Consider the following 22,366-nt stretch of genomic DNA (forward strand, 5'->3'; position numbering starts at 1 on the left):
TCGCTTACCCGCCCGTATTCAGGCTTGCCATTTCTTGGGCTATGCCTGACGTTACGGTAATGGTATGTTTGCTTTTTGAGCCGTACGTTATAGTACTGTTCACTTGCACCATGTTACATGAAATACCCGCCGTAAAATTAAATTTTCGAGGACAAGGCAAATCTAACGCGCCACTATTTAAGTTACTCATCGTACTCGTTGTTTCGCCAATTTTATTTAACGCTATGGTGCCATTTGGTATTTGAGCTTGAGTGTACAAAAAATGGCTTGTGCCACCTTTAGTAGCTTCATCTGCAATCACTTGTTGCACATTGCCCATTAATAAGTTTTCAGCTTCTTCTCGCTCAAATGCTGCATTGGTAATTTTCATATCCACACTACTGCTACTCATGAGTGTCACCGCTATTCCTGTCACGGCAACAACCATGATCAGCGCAACGACCAATACAATGCCTTGCTGTTTTGAGACCCGTTTTAAATGCGCCATAAGTTTGCCCCTACATTATTTAAGCGGATAGTGGTGGTAAATAAAGCCCGACGGAACCGATCATCAAACTTAAGGATCCGTTGCTCAGCATCTTCGCCTAGCGTATATGTTTGGTTTAGCTGATTTAAATCAGCATCTTCTTGTAATGCCCGCACTAAAATGAACACTTGTACGGTTAATATTCCCCGACGGTTTTCCCAATCTGTTGCTGTCATATTGCTAACACTTCGATAGGTATCCACTCGGCTGTCATTATTAGTATCTAGGCCAAATAAAAACCGCATATTTTCGACCCCTTCCATAATCGTTTCAGCGATCATGTTACCATTTGCTGTTAGTCGACGGCGCATCAGTACCGGCACGCTAATGTTTCGCTCGTTAAATTGATAAGTTCTCTCGTCAATATAATAAACATGATGGCGATAACGCCACACTGTAGCATTGCCGCTGATTGAAGCGGCTGTAAATGGACCTTTACGAAATTCAGCTTGTTCTTGTTCAGCTATAAAATAGTAATTATTTGAATTACTATCTGCAGGGTCAATTTGCAACCCCTCTAGAAATTTTACCTGTAGAATATCCGTATTATCTTGTGCATTGGGAATGCAATTAAGCTGGGCGCCTCCTGTAGATTCAACAGCATAGACGGAACGAAAATTACTGTTTGCGTTAAAAACTGGAAAGCTGCCATTATTAAGACCCGCAGAACAATCTGCTGCAGGATTTGCTAAAGTATCCGTGTTTTGTTGTGAAAATGAATCTTCGTAAAACGTGCCCCAAAAACCTATTTGCTCAATATCACGCTGCATTATATTCAGTGCTAAACGGCCCGTTTCTTGTAACTCGCCAATCGTCATGGTATCTCTGGTCGTGACTTTCATACTGATATAAGTGAACATTACCCCGCCAAGCACTAAACCACCGATAAACAATGCCACCATCATTTCAACTAAAGTGAAACCTTGCTGCTTCATATTAGCTCCTTAAGTAAATATAACTTTTCAATACCATTACACGGCGAGTGTTACTTTCTTCACCACAGGTTATTGTTTTTGTCTCAGCATTAGCGGTTATCTCCTGACGCCCTTGCCAACTAACCACCACTTGAATATTAAACGCTTTACCATCACCGCCTGGAGCAACGGTATTTTCAATACACACAGTTGCATCATCGAGCGCGCCGGTATTTTCACGAGCTTGAATAGCTCGGATCCATTGCTGGCGATCAAGTGCGGCAATTTGCGCTGAACTACATGAACCGGTATAACAGGTACGTGACTGTTCAAGTGCCGTGTCACTGTTAAATGTGCCATTGTATTGAGTGATCACTCCTACTCTGTCATTCGCACGCATTCGCTGGATCATATCGTTACCCAGCGCCACAGCAGCAGCGCGCTGCATAGAATCAAAGCTGGCCTGTTTTGCTTTTGCTTGTAATGCTACTGCACCGAGTAAGCCAAAGCTTAGGATCACAAACGCGATTAATACCTCAACTAAGGTAAAGCCTCGTTGTGATGGTGGATTGATAACTCTCATCGCACATCCTATATAAAACTATCTGACTATAAGCATATGCGAACACTGTGTATATACAACAATGCTAAGGATGAACGGTTATATTTGTTGATGAATGGTTAACTAGCTTTAGAGGTGATCTTTCACGGTTTTATAAGCTCGTCGGCTTACCGGTAATAAGCAGCTACAGTCGCTTAGTGCAACCACATGGCTGCCATCACCCGCTTTTTTTAACGCAACTAAGCGCGATTTATTAATTAATATTTTACGATGGATGCGTAATAACTGGGTGGGATAGTCTTGCTCAAGTTGTTTTAAGCTTTGATCAAGCAGTGCTTCGCCGTTAGTAAATATCAAACGCGTGTATTTATCTTCCGCCATGACATAACATACCTCTGCTAACGCCACACTTCTGGTCACGCCTGCAAGTTGATAACTGATCATAGCAGGTCGTTGCTTGTGCACATGCGCTCTCGTTAAACGCCCTAGTTGCTCTATGGTGTTTGCCAAATTTTGCTCTGTCACCGGTTTTACTAAATAACCCGCTGCACTGAGTTGCAATGCATCTAAGGCATGCTCTGGGTGAGCGGTGACGAATATAATAGCGGGTGGTACAGGCAACTTATTCAATTGTGTTGCAACTTCTAAACCGCTCATAGCAGGCATATCAACATCTAAAAATACAATATCTGGGGCCTGCAACTTCACTTGTTGTAAAGCCTCATTGCCATTACTTGCTTGTGCTGCATGGTTATAGTCTGGGTAATCAGCGAGTAATCGCTGTAGGCGAGCGCGCGCTAATGGTTCATCATCTACTATGAGAACTTTCATGCATGCTCCTTGGCATTATTAAGAGCCAAAGGCAGTACTAACTTGACCCGAAACACATTCCCACGGGTTGTTACTGTTAGCTTTGCACGACCTTGATAATAAAGATCTAACCGCTGGCGAATATTATCCAGTGCCATGCCATTACCTGGGCGTTTTTGTTGCTGTGTCGAGATTGGGTTCTCTACTAAAATAACTAACGAGTGTTTACTAATATGTAACTCGACGTAAATTATAGCGCCAGTCAATGCAGGCTCAACCCCGTGACAAACGGCATTCTCTAGCAATGGTTGTAATGTTAAACATGGGATAGTGATAGCTGGCAACTGCTCAGGTAGTTGCCAATTAACCTGTAAACGCTCAGCAAAGCGCCAGCTTTCTAACTTTATATATTGCTGAGTGAGTGTGATTTCATCTGCTAATGCGGTTTCTTTACCAACCCGCATGGCTGCTTGCGATAATGCTGCAAGCGCTAAAATCGCTTGCTCTGCCGCTTGCGGATCATAATGGGTAAGCTCGGCGGCGGTATTAAGGCTATTGTATAAAAAATGTGGCCGAATACGCGCTTGTAAGGCATCCAGCTCTGCGCGAGCTAAGGCGTTAGTTTGTTGTTCTTTTTCAAAATGAATCGTTAAAAATTGAATGAATAATGCAGTGACTAAAAACACCACTAATAGGTTTCTTAAAATAAACGCATAGCTGTTTTGTTGGGCAATAAAATCACTTGCAAACTCAACTAACAAACCACTAAAAATAGCCGTAGTAAGGAGTAATGAGAGCATTAAAGCGCTCAATTGCAGAGCTTGGCTCATCTGTTCGAGTTGTTTTCGCAGTAAATAAAGCCAGGTTAGGCTAGATAAAAAAGTAAGATGTAAAAACAAGCTGATCGTGCCAAGGAGAAGCCACGTATCGCCTGCAGTGGTAGGTGCAAATGCAAGTACGGTAGCAATAACTTGCGCAACCACTAAAGTAGCAAGTACACCGCGCTCTTTAAACAGAGCAGCAAAAAGCAAAGTATTGGTTTGCACCGACTTGCTCATTGCGCTCTCCTTCAATTACCCAGTAAGTACGCTAAGGTTAGCGTAGCTCAACAGGTACGGCAAATACGATATTTTCTTCTTCGCCAGGGTTTTCAATTACCTGCTTACCGCCAAGTTCCTTAAGACGATTGATCACTTGTTGTACTAACACTTCTGGTGCCGATGCACCCGCCGTAACACCAACCGCTTTGGCATTAGTAAACCAGTTATCTTCTACATTGCTGGCATCATCAATTAAATAAGCCACAGTGCCCATTTTATCTGCCAGTTCACGTAAACGATTAGAGTTAGAGCTATTTTTAGCACCAACTACCAATAACACATCTACTTTATCAGCTAAATCACGTACTGCATCTTGACGATTTTGGGTCGCGTAGCAAATATCATCTTTGCGCGGGCCATCTATTGATGGAAACTTCACTCTAAGCGCATCAATTACATCAGCGGTATCATCAACCGACAAGGTAGTTTGACTGCAATAAAATAAGTTATTAGGGTTTTTCACGTTTAGTTTGGCAACATCTTCAGGGGTTTCTACTAAATAGATACCACCTTTAGCGTTATCGTATTGCCCCATGGTGCCTTCAACTTCAGGGTGACCATGATGACCAATTAAAATACACTCGATACCTTTACGACTCGCGCGAGTCACTTCCATATGCACTTTAGTTACTAACGGGCAGGTTGCATCAAAGACTTTTAAATCTCTACGTTTAGCTTCGCTGCGCACCGCTTGTGACACGCCATGGGCACTGAAGATCACAATGCTATCATCTGGCACTTGGTCTAGCTCTTCAACAAACACCGCACCACGATTTTTTAAACCATCAACCACGTAGCGGTTATGCACGACTTCATGGCGCACATAAATCGGCTTTTCGAAGATATCTAATGCACGTTCAACAATGCTGATCGCACGGTCGACGCCCGCACAAAATCCACGTGGATTTGCTAGTAAAATATCCATTAGCCATTCACCTCTAAAATATCAACTTCAAAGGTTAAGCGTTGCCCTGCCAGCGGGTGATTAAAATCAATTGTCACAGATTCCCCTTGTACTTCACGCACAACACCCGGTAATTCGGTGCCATCTGGTTGCGTAAACGCAATAATAGAACCAATTTTTGCCGGCGTTTCTGGGCCAAACTTACTACGCTCAACATAATAAATATTATCCGGATTTGGTTGCCCAAACGCATCTTCAGGCTCAAGTTCAAATGACTTGCTGTCACCTGCTGCTAAGCCAAATAAGCATTTTTCAAAGTTTGCCGTTAAACTGCCATCACCCATAGTTAATTTGGCTGGCTTATTATGCACTTTGGTTGAATCTGCCGCAGAGCCATCCGATAGCTTAATTGAGAAATGAAAAATAACTTCTGACTTTTCACCAATAACGAGTTGGCTCATGCTTTTTGTTCCTTAGGACTTTCGCCTGTAAAGGCATCAAATAATAATAACGCGGCACCAATACAAATTGCACTGTCGGCAATATTAAATGCAGGGAAATTCCAGTTTTGATAGTAAAAATGCAAAAAGTCAACCACATAACCATATGCCATACGGTCATATAAGTTACCTAACGCACCAGCAAGTACTAACGAATATGCGCCACAAAGCACTTTGTTGGTAGCTGGTAAGCGTTTTAACCACCAGATCAACAATACGCTGATTGATATTGCGATAATACTTAAAAACCAACGCTGCCAACCACCCGCTTCACTTAAAAAACTAAAAGCGGCTCCGTAGTTGTGTACGTAAGTAAGATTAAAAAACGGCAAAATATCAATTGAATCACGTAAATTCATGGTCTTAACAACCAGTGTTTTTGTAGCAAAGTCTACTACTAAAAGTAGTAGACTTAACCATAGCCACACTAAACCACTTTTTTGGGCTAGTTTACTCACTTAATACTCCTATGCGAACTGACGTGTCTCGCCTTCGCCATCAACATTGCTTACACAGCGGCCACAAATTTCTGGATGCGCAGGATTTGCACCTACATCATCACAGTAATGCCAACAACGTTCACATTTTTCTGCGTCGGTTGCTGATACTGCGATATACAAGCCATCAACCTCAGTTGTTTTTGTGCCTTCTGGCTGTGTATCAACCGCTGTAACAGTGACTTTAGAAGTTAACAATACAAAGCGTAATTCATCCCCCAATGCAGCTAATTTTGCAGCAAGCTCTGCATTTGCGTAAAGGTCTACATTGGCTTGCAATGTTGCACCAATCACATCTTCTTTACGTGCGCCTTCAAGCACACGGTTTACTTCATCACGCACAGTAAGAATCGTTAACCAATCATCATTACTAAACTGGCCTTCACCCACCGCTTTTAAGCCGTCATACCAAACCGAGGTAAATACATATTGGTCACGCTCACCAGGTAGTGCTTGCCAAATTTCTTGTGCTGTAAAGCTCATGATTGGTGCCATCCAACGCGTCATCGCTTCGGCAATATGATATAGCGCTGTTTGACATGAACGACGGGCATGACTATCACTTTTCGCTGTGTATTGGCGATCTTTAATAACGTCTAAGTAGAATGAACCTAACTCACCAGTACAGAAATTCATTAGCTTTTGCGTTACTTGCAGCATTTGATAGCTGTCATAAGCCGCTAAAATTTCATCTTGTAATTGCGCAGCACGACCAACAATCCAACGATCCAATTCAACCATGTCATCAATAGCGACTTGGTCAGTTTTCGGCTCAAAACCACTTAAGTTCGCTAGCAAGTAACGGCTGGTGTTACGAATACGACGGTAGCGATCCGCAGAACGATTGAAAATTTCATCTGATACGGTCATTTCGGCAGTGTAATCAGTTGAAGCAACCCACAAACGTAAGATATCTGCACCGAGTTTATTCATCACATTTTGTGGCGAAATAACGTTACCTAATGATTTTGACATCTTACGGCCGTTTTCATCCACAGTGAAACCATGGGTCAACACTTGACGATAAGGCGCATGACCATTAATCGCCACAGAGGTCATCATTGATGACATAAACCAACCGCGGTGTTGATCTGAGCCTTCAAGGTATAAATCAGCCGGACCAACTAAATCTTCGCGAGCATCAACCACACAGGCATGCGTTACACCCGAATCAAACCATACATCAAGGGTATCTTGTACTTTCATGTATTGCTGTGCGTCAGCTTCACCAAGTAAAGTCGCAGGTTCTAGGTCATACCATGCTTGAATACCTGATTTCTCAACTAATTGTGCTGCTTGCTCAATCAATGCTTGGGTATTTGGATGAAGCGCACCGGTGTCTTTATCAACAAATAAAGCAATTGGCACACCCCAAGTACGTTGGCGCGAAATACACCAATCCGGGCGACCTTCAACCATGTTTGCAATGCGGCTTTCACCCCATTCTGGTAACCACTGGGTGTTTTTAATCTCTTGTAATGAATCTTGACGCAAATTAGCTTGATCCATACTGATGAACCACTGCGGCGTTGCACGGAAAATAATTGGCGTTTTATGACGCCAGCAATGCGGGTAACTGTGCGTTAATGCATGGTGATGCATAAGCGCATTACGCTCAGTCAGCACATCAACTACACTGGCATTAGCTTTAAATACATGTTGACCTGCAAAAAGCTCAGTGTCAGGTAAATAAACACCATTTGCGCCAACTGGGTTAGCCACTTCTAAACCATATTGTAACCCAGCCACGAAATCTTCTTGGCCGTGTCCTGGTGCCGTATGCACGATGCCGGTACCTGAGTCAGTCGTTACATGCTCAGCCACAATCACTGGTACGTTAAAGTCATAAAACGGGTGGGCGACTTGTAAATTCTCAAGTGCTGAACCTGTTACATAACCTAATACGTGATAATGATTAAAACCATAACGATCCATCGCATCTTTAACCAGCTCTGAACCTAAAATCAAACGCTTTTGCGCACCTTCATCATCAACTTGTACTAAGGCGTATTCTAAATCAGCATGCACGGCAACTGCGCGGTTAGCTGGCAGTGTCCACGGCGTAGTGGTCCAGATCACAGTGCTTACTGTGCCTTTACCTTCATGATCCGCTTTTAAATCAAACGCGTTTACAACAGCCGCTTGATCAACAAACTGAAAACGTACATCAATCGCTGGCGATTGTTTATCTTGGTATTCAACTTCGGCTTCTGCCAATGCTGAGCCACAATCTGTACACCAATGCACAGGTTTTGCGCCTTTGTGTAAATGGCCTTTTTCGATGATGCGACCAAGTACACGAATTGCATTGGCTTCAAAATCAAAGTTCATGGTTAGATAAGGCTTATCCCAATCAGCAAAAACACCTAAGCGTTTAAAATCTACTTTTTGACCTTCAACTTGCTTTTTAGCATAGGCACGGCATTTTTCACGGAATTCTGCGGCCGTGACTTTTACGCCTGGCTTGCCCACTTTTTTCTCTACCATTAATTCAATTGGTAGACCATGGCAATCCCAGCCCGGCACATACGGTGCATCAAAATCAGCCAAGGTTTTTGATTTAACGATAATGTCTTTTAGAATCTTATTTACTGAATGGCCTAAATGGATATCGCCATTTGCATACGGAGGGCCGTCATGCAAAATAAAGGTTTTTTTACCTTTTTTAGCGTTGCGAATTTGACCATATAGGTCGTCTTCATACCATGTTTTAAGCATTTTTGGCTCACGTTGTGCCAAATTGCCGCGCATTGGAAACGTCGTTTCCGGTAAATTCAAAGTATGCTTGTAGTCGCTCATTAATCCTAGTTTCCGTATCGGCTACCTAATTTAAACCAAAACACTGTTTTGCGGCAGCAACGTCAGTTGCTATTTGTGCCGTCAATTGTGTTAATGTCTCGAATTTTTTCTCATCGCGAAGTTTTTTAATTAACTCCACGTGCATAAACTGTCCATAAATATCTTGCGCAAAGTCGAACAAATGAACTTCTAATAATGCGCGTGTTCCATTAAATGTGGGTTTGTTGCCAATATTTGCAACCCCATACACTGTTTTATCGTTTAACGTCACTTGCACAGCAAACACCCCATTTACAGGGCAGACTTGCCGTTTTAATGCGATATTCGCGGTGCGAAAGCCTAATTCTCGGCCACGCTTCCAGCCATGGATCACTCGTCCTGATATTGCATAATCATGACCGAGCATCGCTTTGGCTTGCACTAATTGACCGTCCGCGAGTGCTTGGCGGATCAAAGTGCTACTTACTCTAGCATTTAATTGCCGAAAACTCGCGGTGCTTTTTACATCCATCTGCGCCGCTTGGCCCATCTTAGTGAGTAAATTAAAATCCCCCTGACGCCTTTTGCCAAAGCGAAAATCATCACCCACTGTTAATGCTTTAACGCCAAGCTTATTGACCAGTATTTCTGTTACAAATTGCTCAGCTTGCATGTTGGCAAATTGTTGATTAAAACTAATGCAAATAACGCGTTCTACGCCCAATTTAGCTAACAAACGTAGCTTGTCACGTAATCGCGTTAGTCGAGCTGGCGCATTGTCTTTAGCAAAAAATTCCTGCGGCTGCGGCTCAAATAACATGACCGTGCTGGGTAAGTTATATTTTTTAGCGTCATTGAGTAACCCATTGAGTACTTCAGCATGACCTAAATGCACGCCATCAAAATTACCAATGGTCAACACACAGCCATAATGCTGCGTGCGAATATTGTGAATACCTCTAATTAACTCCATGCCACCTAATGCCTTAATGCGCGTTATGTACCGAGTAAAATTTCACTTGGGTTACAGAACCATCGATTATACCCAAACCACCTCAAGATGCGAGTTTCAGTTAGTTTTTTTAGTCCAATTATGTAGTAACAACGTTTTTTATGGTATTTAGTCGCACACCGAGTAAAAACAACGCTAAAAAGTACACAACGCCTGCCAGTGCAAGTAAACCTGAAAGTAAAAAAACTTGCTCACTAAAATGCCATTGACGCCATAAAAACTGCGTTGCGGAATACCACACTACGGCTCCCATGAGTAAGGAGGCTGCAACACATTTGCAGGTAAACAGTAAGCTAAAACGCGAAAATTGATAAACCTGCTCTTTGCTTAATTGACGATACAGCAAATACGCATTACAGCTGGCCGACATTGAAGTGGCGAGGGCTAAGCCTAAATAACCAATAAACGGCGCCAGCATAATGTTAAACACCATATTAAGTACCAAGGTAATAATACCAATACGCACCGGTGTTTTGGTATCTTGGCGAGCATAAAAGCCTGGCGCTAATACTTTGATCAGCATAAAGCTGACTAATCCTACCGAATAGGCCATAACTCCCATACTTACAGCCTGAACATGGTCAATCTCGTCATCTTTAAATGCGCCGTGATCAAATAACACCGAGATAATTAACGGGCTTATGATCATTAAACCAACCATCGCTGGTAAACCTAAAAAGATCACAAAACGCACCCCCCAATCTAAGGTGTGCTGAAAATCGCTGCTTTTTTTGCTGCTGTGCAATTTTGATAATGCTGGCAAAATCACCGTAGCAATACCGATACCAAATAAACCTAAAGGGAACTCGATTAACCGATCAGAGTAATATAACCAAGCAATTGACCCTGTCATCAACAATGACGCGATCATGGTATCTAGAAGTAGATTAATTTGACTAATCGATACCCCAAACAACGCTGGTAACATTAACTTACGGACTTTTTTTACATTTTCGTCCTGCCAAGCCCAGCGCGGACGGCTAAGCATTTTTGCGCGATATAAAAACGGTAATTGAAACAATAACTGCACCACACCACCAACAAATACACCAATGGCAAGTGAATATGCGCCAACCGAGAATTTATCATGTAAGAATATGGCACAGCCAATAATCGAAACATTCAATAACACCGGCGTAAAAGCAGCAACAGCAAAACGGTTATAAACATTCATCACCGCACCACTGAGCGCGACCAGACTGACAAAGAATAAATAAGGGAAAGTGAGCTTAAGTAAGCTGCTGGCTAATACAAACTTTTCACCGTCTGGCCCCCCTTGCCACCACTCAATAAACCAGCCGGTACCAAACAACGCAGCAATAACGGGCGATGCAATAACACCAATGAGCGTTACAACAAGTAAGATAGTCCCTAATGTACCGGCTGCCTGAGCAACAAACAGCCTAACTTTGTCGTCGCCTTGCTGCTGTTTAATTTCAGACAACACCGGCACAAATGCCTGCGCAAACGCACCTTCGGCAAATAAGCGACGTAAAAAATTGGGAATTCGGTTAGCGAATAAAAAAACATCGGCAGCAGCACCTGCGCCGAGTAAATTCGCAACAACGGCATCTCGCACTAAGCCTAAAATACGCGATATCATTGTCATACAACTTACAATCATACCGGAACGAAATAATCCTTTAGCCACTTTAAACCTGCTTTAAAACCAACAATAAAGCCGATTATGCCACAGTCTTTTTTATAAATCGCTCTAAAGCACTAGGCTGAACTCACCGCCTTTGTTACAATAGCGTTATTAACTGCTAGAGCGGCAAATTGATGTTCGTTACATAGGAGCAGTTTTTCTTGGTATGTCAAATTTTTATTGACATTCATGATTAAAAAAGGCATATTCCACGGCCTTTAAATTAAGCTTATTTTAAGATTGTTAGGAGCAAACCTTGGCTAACATCAAGTCTGCAAAAAAACGCGCTATCACTAGCGAAAAAAACCGTCAGCATAACGCAAGCCGTCGTTCAATGATGCGTACATACTTCAAAAAAGTAGTTGTTGCTATTGAAGCGGGCGACAAGGAAGCTGCACAGCAAGCTTTCGCAGTTGCTACACCTATTTTAGACCGTTATGCAACTAAAGGTCTAATTCACAAAAACAAAGCAGCTCGTCATAAGAGCCGTTTAGCAGCTAAGATCAAAGCGCTATAATTTGTTTTTGCTAGAATATAAAAAACCGGCCTAGGCCGGTTTTTTTATATCTGTTATTAAACCCATTACACCACTTCTAAATCTGGGTAAAACTTTTTCAACATGGCTGCAATCTTCTTCGGTGTAAACGGCTTAACAACAAACCCTTTGGCGCCTTTGTCAATCGCATCTTTAACGTTCTCAACGGTTGAATGAGCCGAAACCATCACCACGTTGGTTTCAGGGTTTATCTCATTGATCTGGGCAATAATCTCTTTACCGTCGCCGTCAGGCAATTCTATATCTAAAAAAATGATATTATAATCGGCCGCCTGACATGCACTTATGCATTGTGCAGCTGTTGATGCTTCTTTAACATTTTCAATGCCTAAGTGCATGAGTGTTTGATTAAGAAAGCTACGCACTGTGCCCACATCATCCACTATTAAAATTGAAAGCTGCGTATTCATGGTTGATCCCCGTAGGTTATGAACTAGGTTTAAGTTATTATGCTTAATAACTTTTCTAATTTAATAATCTCATTATAGAGAGCTCTGCTTAAAAGGCCAGATTTGCTTTATGTCAAACAATATAAAAAAACAATCCTTGTTAGGAAAAACCCCACAACGAAAAAAACCAACGGCATCAACTAACAAGCGCCAAGCCCCCACTCAAACACGCGCTGTAAAAGAGTCAAGCGTTAGTCCTGAATTACCCGTAACCAAAAAAAGTCGCACAGGTCTTATCGCTGCAGTTATCCTTGTCTGCGCTATTTTAATTATCCCCAAACCACAGTTATTAACCTATGAAAAACTAGGGCTAGTCACGCAAAGTGTGTATTGGCCAGGATTATTTGGCTACGGTGCAATGTTATTTGATTCAAATTTACAGCCAAATGCCGATTTAGCACGTAATAGCCTTTATTTATGCCAAAACAATAAGCAACCTGAGACCTGTCAAAAATATCGAATAACCGAACAAGCAGGCTTTTTTTCTGCTTTAAAAAAATTAATTTTGGATTAAAAAAACTAATCTGAAAATATAAAATTACTTGGTTGAAAGGTGCGCAAATTATCACCATAATGGCGCTCCTTTTTTCAACACATGAACAATGATACAACCATGCTAAACGAGCTAGATTGGCTTTTAAATTTTATACTGTTAGCCCTAGGATTAGGGGCGTTTTTTATCAATCAATTAACGATATTGCGTGTAGCGGCGATCAGCGCCTGCGTGCTACTGTTTTTATCATTTAGCTTGGATTTAATGTCATCGAGTGTTATTTCAAACATGAGTTTAGTGTTGATCAACACGTTTTACCTGTTCAAAGTTTATACCTTTGGGCAGTTGAATGTGCCGCAGAATTAATATCTCTCCCTAGATAATTTTATATACCCTACCGCGCTTTACTCGGTGGGGTATTTTTTTGCGCGAATATAACTTGGGCAGCAAAATGAACTAAGTTAAAATCATTGTCGTATTATGCTACTTTGGATTTTACTGTGAGCTCTACTATGCCTTTATCTGACTTTGATTTATTTTTAACGTCTATGGAAGACGTAGTCCGCCTCGATCACGATACCATCAAACCAACCCCTCGTGCCGCGCAGCTCTCGTTAGCACAACAAGAAAAACGCAAATCTGCAGAGCTAGATTTAAACAATGATGAAAACTATCTACGCAGTGAGTTGGTCGAGCTACTCGCGCCAGATGCAGTGTTAAGCTATAAAAATGCGGGAGTTCAAGCAGCTGTATTCAAAAACTTACGGTTAGCTAAATATCAACTTGATGCTACGCTGGACTTACATGGTCGTGCTCTCAAAACTGCACGCCACGCACTTTTTGAATTTATAAGCGATTGCCAAACACGTAATATCCGCGTGGTGCTGATCCGCCATGGTATAGGCTTTAAGAATAAAAAGACCCCAGGAATTTTAAAAAGTTATACCAACAAATGGCTACAGGAAATTGATTGCGTGTTAGCTTTTCATAGTGCATTGAGGCACCATGGAGGAAGTGGCGCAACGTATGTATTGATAAAGAAAAGTGATGAGAAAAAGAGTGAAAACCGGGAACGTCACAGTAAACGCTGACCCGGTGTAAATAATGAGCGCTGCGTAAAGCTTATTATTGTGTTTGCTCTTGTATAACCTCGGCTTGCTCATTCGCACCAGCTTGGTTAAACCATGCGGACACGCCCATTAAAATAATAGAGATCACAATAATACTGAGTTTTACACCACCCTGTTGCTGTTTCATAATAAACCTTATTGTTATTTTTATTATATAGATACCTACCTAGACTAACCAAAATAACATATGTTAACAACATGTAGAATGCAATTATTCTCTAATATTAATAACCTTTTGTTCTATTGATCTTATTCTTTAGATCATCGCCCGCCTGCAAACGCTGTACATTATCAGCTATTTGCTGGGTGACACTGTTAATATCAGATAGCGCTGCGCAATGCGGTGTGATAGTAATTGCTGGGTGGTGCCAAAATGGGTGATCGACAGCTAAAGGCTCATGATCGAATACATCCAATGTTGCTGCGCGAATAACCTGCTTATCTAATGCCCAAAGTAAATCCTCAGCAACAACATGTTGCCCACGCGCTACATTAATAAGTACAGCGTGCGGTGGTAATTGTGCTAATAAGTCACGATTAATAAACCCTTTCGTTTGTGCCGTTAGTGGTAATAAACACACCAGATAATCAGCTTCTGCTAACAAATTCGGTAACTCACTTGCTTGATGAATACAATTTACCTCAGGTATATTTTTAGGGCTTTGCGAAACTGCACTGACGCTAAAATTATTAGCCAGTAAACGTTTAGCACAACTTTGCCCTAACTCACCAAAGCCTAAGATCACCACATGATTATGGCTATAAGCGCGTTTGGGCTGCCATTGTCGCTGTTGTTGCTTAATCACATAGTCTTTAAGCCTGAGTTTATGCGCTAAAATATGGGTAAGCACATATTCAGCCATATCTTCGGCTAAATTTTCATCCACTATGCGTGTCACAACGACATTATCGGGGAGTAAATTTAAATCAATGCTATCAACACCAGCGCCAAATGAAGAAACTGCTTTTAAATTTGGTAGTTGTGCCCACATATCTGCAGGTGCCAGCCAAGCAAGCACAAATTCAACATCCTCTAAGTTATCACAATCAGGCCACTGGGAAATTTTTACATCTGGTAATTTAGCAGCTAACGCAGTAATAATTTTACTGCAATCACGTCCACTAATCGCAACGAGTACGCTCATGTTATGCCTCTAGAGTTATTGATTTGCAAAGAGTATAACCTTTGTTAAAACATTTAATCTAATCGAATTACTGCTCGGCTCTTTAAAAAGTCACACAACTGCAACCTAACTGTCATGGCAAGCTTTTACTCTGGCGATATATTGATCACCATATGCAAACGAGGTAATTATGATCAGTGTTGATAAAGTAATCGCAGCAAATCTACCACAATTAGAAAACTCACCTAAAGTAAAAAGTTTAGTTAAAAAAGGCTTAGGTTATTTGCTTCACGAACAAGAATTTGTTGCATTTGGTGATGCCTATCCGCACTTACAAGGCATTGAGTTTGTTGAGCAAGTGTTAGATGAATTAGATTTTGATACTCGTTACAAGCCAAAGCAGATTGAGAATATTCCTAGCGAAGGTAAGTTAGTTATTGTTGCTAACCACCCTATTGGCTCTTTAGATGCACTGGCATTAATTAAAGTATTATCAAGTGTCCGTAAGGATTTAAAGGTCGTTGCCAATCGCATGTTAATGTCGGTTACGCCAATGCACTCATTATTACTGCCGGTCGATAATTTATCGGGTGCCAGTAAAAAGCAAGAACTCAATAATATCCATCAGCATCTCAAAGAAGCTGGGGCCATTCTCATTTTCCCAGCCGGTGAAGTGTCGCGTTTAAGCCCTACCGGAATTAAAGATTGTAAGTGGAATAGCGGCTTTTTACGGATCGCAAAAAAAGCCAATGCGCCGATTTTACCGATTTTTATTAAAGCCAAAAATAGCCCACTTTTTTATGGCACCTCGATGATTTACAAGCCGTTAGCGAGTTTATTACTGGTTAAAGAAATGTTTAAACAACGACAAAAGTCATTAGAGTTTGAAATTGGCGCATCCATACCTCCAGAATCTTATTTAATTGAAAACCTCAAAGACAAAGAAGTAGTAAATCTGATCCGTAAGCAGCTTTATGCACTTACCTCAAAGAAAACCTTACCGCTTAAAACGCAAGCGCCCATCGCCTCCTCGGAATGCCGGAAGGAGCTAAAAAAAGCCATCGAACAGTGTGAGCTATTAGGTACCACGCAAGACGGCATGCAAATATACCTGTATCAATATCAAGGCAGCTCACCGATTTTCAGAGAGCTTGGCCGATTGCGAGAGATTTCATTTCGTACCGTTGGTGAAGGCAGTGGTAAGCGTCGTGATATTGATAAGTACGATATGGATTATCAGCACTTGGTTTTATGGGATGGCTCACAACTTGAGCTGGTTGGCGCGTACAGACTAGCCTGCGCGCAAGCTATTATTGATAAACACGGCCGCAAAGGTTTATATACTGACAGCTTATTTTCCTACAGTGATGAAATGACCCCCTATTTCAACGCGGGTATCGAGCTTGGTCGCAGCTTTGTGCAACCTAAATATTGGGGGCGTAAAAGCCTTGATTATTTATGGTATGGCATCGGCGCATTTATTCAAAACTACCCACAATATCGCTATTTATACGGTGCGGTGAGTGTTTCAAACGCCCTACCAGAACAAGCAAAAGCATTGCTGGTACATTACTATCAACATTATTACGCTGCTGAGCAAAAGCTCGCTACGCCTAACAATGAGTTTAGGCTCACTGAACAGCAGTTCAAACAATGCCAAAACCTATTTTGTGGTGATGATGTTAAAGAAGACTTTGTTGAGCTCAAACATGTGCTCGCAAACATGGGTGCCCAAGTACCCACTTTATTTAAACAATACACCGAACTATGTGAGCCTGGCGGCGTACAGTTTTTAAGTTTTAGTGTTGATCCTGATTTCAATAATTGTATTGATGGCTTAGTGCTTGTTGATCTTGAAAAAGTAAAAGAAGGCAAAGCAAAAAGATATTTAGGAAAAGAGTGAGCTTAACCCCAACACAGTTAACCTGAGCGCGGGCACGTCACTACTATCTGTATTTTCGGCTTAAATACTTTTTCAAGTAGCCAAGGTTCAAGTTAACTAAGTTAGTTTAGGGCAGTAGGTGGTTTGATTACAAAGCCTTTTTCAATATCGGCTTGCAACCCGACTGACTCGTATAAAGCGTGTGCTGCTGTCAGTTTCTCACCAGATAGCAACATGACTTTACAACAATTTTGTTGCCATGCGGTATTAATTGCGAATTCTAATACTTGGCGGCTTAAGCCTTGTCTACGAAACTTTTGCGCGGTGATCACATGCTCTATGATTGCAAAAGGTCTTGCACCATTGGCGATGCTTTTATTGATAGTCAAAGCACATGTCGAAGCAAGCTCGCCTGCTATATCGGCAACGATCAAAAAAGTTTGCGGATCTTCGATCATCGCCAGCCATGTTTGATTTGCTAGGTTACTTTCTAATTCAGGATCTGCTGGGCGCAGCTCTTTATATAATTTTAGGACTGCCATTAAATCATCTTTCTTAGCCATTCTTATCATTAATTTATTATTCCTTAAATAGACCAAACTAATCACGAAATGGAGTACCTAAAATATACTTTAATGCATAAAAATACCACTGAGAAACTATTTTTCTAGCAAAAAATATGGTTACCTGAATAAGAAGCAAACCACATTAATTCACCTCTCAACTAAAATGAATATTTGCTCTAATAAGCGCGTATAGATCTGCTCTATTTTAAGTAAGTCACTAATTGGCACATGCTCATTTACTTGATGAATAGTATGGTTTCTCACTCCGCACTCAATGACTTGCGTATATTGATTGGCAAAAAAACGCCCATCAGAAGTTCCACCACTGGTGCTTAATAACGGGTAACTCCCGGTTATATCAAAAACCGCTTGCTCTACTTTTGCTAATAAACAATTATGTGTTTGATGACTGGTATAAAATGATTCACAGGGACGCTGCCACTCAATATCTATATATTGCTGTAAGTCAGCTAACGCGAATTGAATGTCATTTTTTATATCACTGCTTTTATAACCATGGCTATAACGAATATTAAATGTCATTTCACACCGTGCTGGCACCATATTATCGACCACATTTGCAATATTAATTCCAGTGATTTGCACACTGGTTTTAGAGCTGTGCTCATCACGTTGCCACGTAATATTAGTCAACCGCTTCACCACATCGGCACTTAAGTGGGCTGCATTGATGGTGTTTTCTGGATAAGCAACATGCCCTGCTTTGCCGTTGATCACTAACCGCGCAGAGAGTGCACCTCGACGGCCATTTTTGATTGTATCACCAATATGCAAATGACTGGTTGGCTCGCCGACAATGCAGCCGTCAAGTTGGATGCCCTGTTGCGCTAAACGCTCTGCAATCAGTAGTGAGCCATATTCGGCTTCGCCTTCCTCATCTGAGGTGATCAGCCAATAAAAAGTACCTTGTTTTTCGGCTACATGGCTAATTAAGGCGCGACTGGCTGATAACATGGCGGCAACGCCTCCTTTCATATCGGCGGCGCCGCGACCATAAATAGCACCATCAATAATTTCCCCTGAAAATGGTTCTGCTCGCCACGGTCCTCCTGAGGCTGGGACTACATCAATGTGGCCTGAAAAAGCATAGTTAGGCCCATCACCAAAGCTAATTTTGGCAATGAGATTAGTCACTTTATTAAAGGTAAATTGTTCACAGTTAAAACCGAGTGTTCTTAACTGGCCACTAAGCCAATCTATTGCGCCTGCTTGCTGTGGCGTAACTGATTTAAATTTGATCAGAGTTTGTAAGTCGTCAACCACAGTATTAATCTGAGTTGCTCGATGAACGATGTGGGCTTGGGCTGCTAAGGTCATAATAAACACACCTATTTATATAGAGTGTATTCATTACAACCTGAATTTATGACCGCTTTATGAAAACACGTATTAGTGTGCACCTTCTTCGATAAATGCTTCTTGGCTGACTTGAGCGATATCTTTGTCATCCTTAGTAAGTTTTGTTTGCTGCCAACGGCCACGAATAAACCATAAATACGACACCACGGCTACGAGCACATTGGTGACAGCAAACGAGTACCAAATCCCTTGATCGCTAAGTGGCGTGTGTTTTGACAAAATATACGCCACCGGAAACTGTACTACGCATTGAGAAAACAACGCCAACAACATCGCATTTAGCATATTGCCCGATGCTCTAAATGCAGCCACTACGCATAACTGCACACCAATGCCACCCCAAGTTAAACACATTACCCGAATAAACTCTGCCCCTTTATTGATCACAGCTTGATCATCGGGGATAAAAAATGCCACTAAGTAAGGTGCAAATAAATACGCAATCGCCCCTATAAAGGACAAACCACATAAGCCCCAGAGCACCGCCAATTTGGTAATTTGCTCTGCTCGTTGCGGATTACCTGCGCCCATATTTTGCCCAACTAAAGTAGATACAGCCATCGAAAGCCCCATTGCTGGGATCATCACCATCTGCAAAATATTAGACCCCACGCCATAAGATGCAATGGTTTGAGTGCCAAAACTGGCCACCAAGAAAGACATGATTATAAGGCCAAAGGCGCGCGCAGAAAGCTCAACGGAGCCTGGTGCACCTAAATAAAACGCTTGTTTTATATAGCTATAATCAGGAGCGAAACTTGAAAGCTTAAGTTTAATGCCATGGCGGCCACGTAGAAAAATAACAATCCCAGCGATGGCAGCTAAGCTTTGCGTCACTAAGGTTGCTAATGCGGCTCCCATTACACCTAGACCTTCAAAACTACCATAGCCAAAGATAAATAGCGGATCGAGCACAAAATTCAACAGCACAGTCACTGTCACTATGATCAAGGGCACTTTTGTTTGCCCGATCCCCCGCATTAAAGCCTGAAACATGGCATAAATAAACACAAACACTACACCGGCAAACGACACATGCATAAATTTTAAAGCATCGTTATAGACCGCATCTTCAACACCCAACAAATGCAAAAAATAAGGTGATAAGAAATAACCAATTATCCCTAATATAATCGCTGTCACCGTCACCATCAGCACAGTTTGCGCGGCAACATGATTCACCTTATCTTGTTGGCCTGCGCCCATATATTGCGCGGATAAAATAGCCCCCGCCATGGCAAGCCCAGAACCAATCGCAATCACTAAAAATGTTACCGGCATACTGACAGACACCGCAGCAACTTGTGCCGCCCCTAAGCGACCAACCCAAAACGCATCAGTGAGTTGATAAGCTGATTGTAAAATGTTGATAAGAATAATAGGAACGGCAAGTTTTAGTAGCGCCTTGCTGATAGAGCCATTAAGAAAAAGTGAATTAGTTTGATTCATAGCATACCTTAAATTGAGCAACTCATTGTATCGTAAAATCATGACCTATTGATGAATGACGCAAAAAAAAGGAGCACCATGTCAATGAGTTTCTGTACTAAAATAAGCAAACCTTAATCTATATCAAACAAACTCTACCGCGCCAAATACACGGTGATAAAGCTTGATCTAGAACAGTTTTTTATTTTTTGTTTGGCTGATAATAGCGTCAATTCAAAAAGTAGTTCTCGGAGAACAGCATGAAAAAACAACTTAGCGCAGCGTTACTCACCTCACTTTTAATCGCATCTCCTTTCGCCAGTGCAAACTTAAGCGTTAATGTCGGTGCTATTAATGTTAACCCTGACAATAGCAGCTCAGCGATCAATGAAGATCCAAGTTTAGGTTTAAAAGGGAGCTCAGATACACAACTGGGTATTACAGTTGACTATGCATTTAACGATCAGTGGGTTTTAGAATTGGTTGCTGCAACACCCTTTTCTCATGAAGTTAATGGCGCAGGTGGTTTAGCCGGCAATAAAATAGCAGATATTAAGCAATTACCGCCATCACTAATCGCTCAATATCACTTTTTAGAAAGTACTTCAGCATTTCGTCCGTTCGTTGGTGTGGGTATTAACTACACAGTGTTTTTTGATGAGCAACCTTCTACAGCGCTAAAAACAGTACTTGGCACCAACAACGTTGAAGTAAAACTTGATAATTCATTTGGTTTTGTAGCACAAGCGGGCTTTAATTACATGCTAGATCAAAACTGGGGCGTACATGCGATGGTATCAATCATGGATATTGAAACCGATGCAACTGTTTATGCCGATGGCAAGCAAGCGCTTACTTCAACAGTAAAAATTGACCCTGTCGTTGCTATGTTAGGGGTTAAATACGCTTTTTAAGTAGCCACTAAAAAAGGCCTCACGGCCTTTTTATGATAAGCGAACATTAACTGGGAAGATTTGTTATTTTTTTCTGCTCTAACATTTCTTTCCAGTGCATTATCTCTGCTGGTAAAATCGGCGCAACACCATCAAAGTTAACCGCCTCTAACATTTCTTCGACACTGACGACACCACGCTTACGTTTAAACACCCCTCTAACATACGCAATCGCATGCAAACCACGCGCTGAATGAAACTTTTGCTCAATATAAAAATACTTATGATCCCAACCAACTAAGCGCGTGCTAATGGTATAACGCTGCATTGGCTTAATATCACGGATATAAGTAATGGCAGTGGCGTTAACAATCGGAAACCAACGTTTTTTCATAATCGTTTCAAGCAAGCCAACTCGCTCAGTCATCCAAGTGCGTGCTAAATCCATCATCGCCAAGTAGCGAGAGTTAGTCAGGTGCAAATTAATATCACAATCACTCGGCAGCGCTTTGTAATCAATATCCACAGTTTCTAGCAATGTTTGATAATCACGGTTGCGTTTGATTTTAAAAAACAATAATAAAAGGCGAAAATATAAGTTCACAATAAAGGTCTTACCAGTTAACAATTGACTCAGTGTAGCATAGCGTATTGCATTGGAGAATATTCTGCTCTAATCTCACTATTCATAATCATAAAAAAAGTAGCGACAATAATGAACAAAATTATTTTCTCTTTTGGCTTTTTACTTCTGCTGTGCTGCAACAGCGCTTGGGCTGACTTTAACTACCCCGGAACGGGTATAATAAGCTACCCAACAGGGACTGAAAAACCATTTAAATTTGGTTTTAATTGGCAACAAGCTGACGAGCAATTTACGATTGGTAGCAAAACATATGCAATGGCGTTACCGGAATCCTATTCAATTGCCATTACCTTAGCTAAAGATGACCAACAAGTATGGGTGCAAGAGTTTAATAATGGCTTTTTTGAAGGCTTTACATGGCAAATTGGTGAGCACACCATAAAATTAGAAAAACGCCAATTTAAAGAACCCGTGAAAGGAAATTATGTTATTAGCCTTGATAATAAAGACTACTTTTTCGCTCGTAATAACATCAGTATTATAATTAAGTTTAACCCTGAAGGTGACGGTATTGATAATATTGCCATTGATGGCGTCACTAAAGACATGGGCACCAAACAGTAGCCCA

Annotated in this window: 25 protein-coding genes; 7 read left to right on the plus strand and 18 right to left on the minus strand. The window is 41.5% G+C overall.

Annotated elements, in window-relative coordinates; all coding sequences use genetic code 11:
• Window positions 1-4 precede the first annotated feature (4 nt).
• From ENH88_RS22130 to murJ, 11 genes are all read right to left on the minus strand, one after another.
• Window positions 5-487 (minus strand): pilus assembly PilX family protein, encoded by a 483-nt coding sequence (locus ENH88_RS22130; protein ID WP_304185680.1) that lies wholly within the window; start codon window positions 485-487, stop codon window positions 5-7.
• Complete coding sequence (locus ENH88_RS22135; RefSeq protein WP_304185681.1) at window positions 475-1,461, minus strand: PilW family protein; 987 nt, start codon at window positions 1,459-1,461, stop codon at window positions 475-477. Before ENH88_RS22135 ends, ENH88_RS22130 begins: the two co-directional genes overlap by 13 nt.
• Window position 1,462: 1 nt before the next feature.
• Entirely contained in the window at window positions 1,463-2,023 is a 561-nt protein-coding gene (gene pilV, locus ENH88_RS22140; RefSeq protein ID WP_304185683.1) for a type IV pilus modification protein PilV, read from the minus strand.
• Between the two features lie 108 nt (window positions 2,024-2,131).
• Window positions 2,132-2,833 (minus strand): LytR/AlgR family response regulator transcription factor, encoded by a 702-nt coding sequence (locus tag ENH88_RS22145; RefSeq protein ID WP_304185685.1) that lies wholly within the window; start codon window positions 2,831-2,833, stop codon window positions 2,132-2,134.
• Window positions 2,830-3,870 (minus strand): sensor histidine kinase, encoded by a 1,041-nt coding sequence (locus ENH88_RS22150; RefSeq protein WP_304185686.1) that lies wholly within the window; start codon window positions 3,868-3,870, stop codon window positions 2,830-2,832. Before ENH88_RS22150 ends, ENH88_RS22145 begins: the two co-directional genes overlap by 4 nt.
• Before the next feature lie 37 nt (window positions 3,871-3,907).
• Window positions 3,908-4,837 (minus strand): 4-hydroxy-3-methylbut-2-enyl diphosphate reductase, encoded by a 930-nt coding sequence (gene ispH / locus ENH88_RS22155; RefSeq protein ID WP_304185689.1) that lies wholly within the window; start codon window positions 4,835-4,837, stop codon window positions 3,908-3,910.
• Window positions 4,837-5,277: an FKBP-type peptidyl-prolyl cis-trans isomerase gene (gene fkpB, locus ENH88_RS22160; protein ID WP_304185691.1), complete on the minus strand. Its 441-nt coding sequence runs from the start codon at window positions 5,275-5,277 to the stop codon at window positions 4,837-4,839. The genes ispH and fkpB overlap by 1 nt, the downstream gene beginning before the upstream one ends.
• Window positions 5,274-5,774 (minus strand): signal peptidase II, encoded by a 501-nt coding sequence (gene lspA, locus ENH88_RS22165; RefSeq protein WP_304185692.1) that lies wholly within the window; start codon window positions 5,772-5,774, stop codon window positions 5,274-5,276. The genes fkpB and lspA overlap by 4 nt, the downstream gene beginning before the upstream one ends.
• Window positions 5,775-5,783: 9 nt before the next feature.
• Window positions 5,784-8,612, minus strand: a complete 2,829-nt coding sequence (gene ileS, locus ENH88_RS22170) for an isoleucine--tRNA ligase (protein ID WP_304185694.1) — start codon at window positions 8,610-8,612, stop codon at window positions 5,784-5,786.
• Between the two features lie 25 nt (window positions 8,613-8,637).
• Entirely contained in the window at window positions 8,638-9,564 is a 927-nt protein-coding gene (gene ribF / locus ENH88_RS22175) for a bifunctional riboflavin kinase/FAD synthetase (protein ID WP_304185695.1), read from the minus strand.
• Between the two features lie 118 nt (window positions 9,565-9,682).
• Window positions 9,683-11,212, minus strand: coding sequence for a murein biosynthesis integral membrane protein MurJ (gene murJ / locus ENH88_RS22180; RefSeq protein ID WP_414704878.1), 1,530 nt, complete (start codon window positions 11,210-11,212; stop codon window positions 9,683-9,685).
• Between the two features lie 295 nt (window positions 11,213-11,507).
• On the opposite strand from murJ, the gene rpsT reads away from it, so the two are divergent.
• A complete protein-coding gene (gene rpsT, locus ENH88_RS22185; protein WP_016708897.1) occupies window positions 11,508-11,768 on the plus strand; it encodes a 30S ribosomal protein S20 in 261 nt (86 codons plus the stop codon).
• Window positions 11,769-11,833: 65 nt separating this feature from the next.
• On the opposite strand, the gene ENH88_RS22190 is transcribed toward rpsT, so the two are convergent.
• A complete protein-coding gene (locus ENH88_RS22190; RefSeq protein ID WP_304185698.1) occupies window positions 11,834-12,217 on the minus strand; it encodes a response regulator in 384 nt (127 codons plus the stop codon).
• A gap of 109 nt (window positions 12,218-12,326) precedes the next feature.
• On the opposite strand from ENH88_RS22190, the gene ENH88_RS22195 reads away from it, so the two are divergent.
• The 3 genes from ENH88_RS22195 to smrA all read left to right on the plus strand — a co-directional run bounded on the left by ENH88_RS22195 (window position 12,327) and on the right by smrA (window position 13,840).
• Window positions 12,327-12,770 (plus strand): hypothetical protein, encoded by a 444-nt coding sequence (locus tag ENH88_RS22195; RefSeq protein ID WP_304185699.1) that lies wholly within the window; start codon window positions 12,327-12,329, stop codon window positions 12,768-12,770.
• A 99-nt stretch (window positions 12,771-12,869) separates the two neighbouring features.
• A complete protein-coding gene (locus ENH88_RS22200; protein WP_064665936.1) occupies window positions 12,870-13,115 on the plus strand; it encodes a hypothetical protein in 246 nt (81 codons plus the stop codon).
• A 146-nt stretch (window positions 13,116-13,261) separates the two neighbouring features.
• On the plus strand, window positions 13,262-13,840 hold the full coding sequence (gene smrA / locus ENH88_RS22205; RefSeq protein WP_304185770.1) for a DNA endonuclease SmrA: 579 nt from the start codon (window positions 13,262-13,264) through the stop codon (window positions 13,838-13,840).
• Between the two features lie 34 nt (window positions 13,841-13,874).
• On the opposite strand, the gene ENH88_RS22210 is transcribed toward smrA, so the two are convergent.
• Window positions 13,875-14,006, minus strand: coding sequence for a hypothetical protein (locus ENH88_RS22210; RefSeq protein WP_263973403.1), 132 nt, complete (start codon window positions 14,004-14,006; stop codon window positions 13,875-13,877).
• Between the two features lie 97 nt (window positions 14,007-14,103).
• The gene (locus tag ENH88_RS22215) at window positions 14,104-15,024 is read right to left on the minus strand and encodes a 2-hydroxyacid dehydrogenase (RefSeq protein WP_304185702.1); all 921 of its coding nucleotides are present in this window, start codon (window positions 15,022-15,024) and stop codon (window positions 14,104-14,106) included.
• 169 nt (window positions 15,025-15,193) lie between these two features.
• Here ENH88_RS22215 and ENH88_RS22220 point away from each other — a divergent pair, with 169 nt between their 5' ends.
• Entirely contained in the window at window positions 15,194-16,906 is a 1,713-nt protein-coding gene (locus tag ENH88_RS22220) for a lysophospholipid acyltransferase family protein (protein WP_304185703.1), read from the plus strand.
• Window positions 16,907-17,007: 101 nt separating this feature from the next.
• Here the strand turns inward: ENH88_RS22220 and ENH88_RS22225 are convergent, their stop codons facing one another.
• From ENH88_RS22225 to ENH88_RS22235, 3 genes are all read right to left on the minus strand, one after another.
• Window positions 17,008-17,427 (minus strand): GNAT family N-acetyltransferase, encoded by a 420-nt coding sequence (locus ENH88_RS22225; RefSeq protein ID WP_304185704.1) that lies wholly within the window; start codon window positions 17,425-17,427, stop codon window positions 17,008-17,010.
• Window positions 17,428-17,598: 171 nt separating this feature from the next.
• Window positions 17,599-18,789: a succinyl-diaminopimelate desuccinylase gene (dapE, locus tag ENH88_RS22230; RefSeq protein ID WP_304185706.1), complete on the minus strand. Its 1,191-nt coding sequence runs from the start codon at window positions 18,787-18,789 to the stop codon at window positions 17,599-17,601.
• Window positions 18,790-18,861: 72 nt separating this feature from the next.
• Complete coding sequence (locus ENH88_RS22235; RefSeq protein WP_304185707.1) at window positions 18,862-20,280, minus strand: MATE family efflux transporter; 1,419 nt, start codon at window positions 20,278-20,280, stop codon at window positions 18,862-18,864.
• 239 nt (window positions 20,281-20,519) lie between these two features.
• On the opposite strand from ENH88_RS22235, the gene ENH88_RS22240 reads away from it, so the two are divergent.
• Entirely contained in the window at window positions 20,520-21,173 is a 654-nt protein-coding gene (locus tag ENH88_RS22240) for an OmpW/AlkL family protein (protein ID WP_304185708.1), read from the plus strand.
• 46 nt (window positions 21,174-21,219) lie between these two features.
• Here the strand turns inward: ENH88_RS22240 and ENH88_RS22245 are convergent, their stop codons facing one another.
• On the minus strand, window positions 21,220-21,756 hold the full coding sequence (locus ENH88_RS22245) for a thioesterase family protein (RefSeq protein WP_304185709.1): 537 nt from the start codon (window positions 21,754-21,756) through the stop codon (window positions 21,220-21,222).
• Window positions 21,757-21,867: 111 nt separating this feature from the next.
• Between ENH88_RS22245 and ENH88_RS22250 the strand changes: the two genes are divergently transcribed.
• The gene (locus ENH88_RS22250) at window positions 21,868-22,362 is read left to right on the plus strand and encodes a hypothetical protein (RefSeq protein WP_304185710.1); all 495 of its coding nucleotides are present in this window, start codon (window positions 21,868-21,870) and stop codon (window positions 22,360-22,362) included.
• The last annotated feature ends 4 nt before the right edge of the window (window positions 22,363-22,366 follow it).

The organism is Pseudoalteromonas prydzensis, assembly GCF_011050055.1.
In the GTDB taxonomy this organism is placed as follows: Bacteria; Pseudomonadota; Gammaproteobacteria; order Enterobacterales; family Alteromonadaceae; genus Pseudoalteromonas; species Pseudoalteromonas prydzensis_A.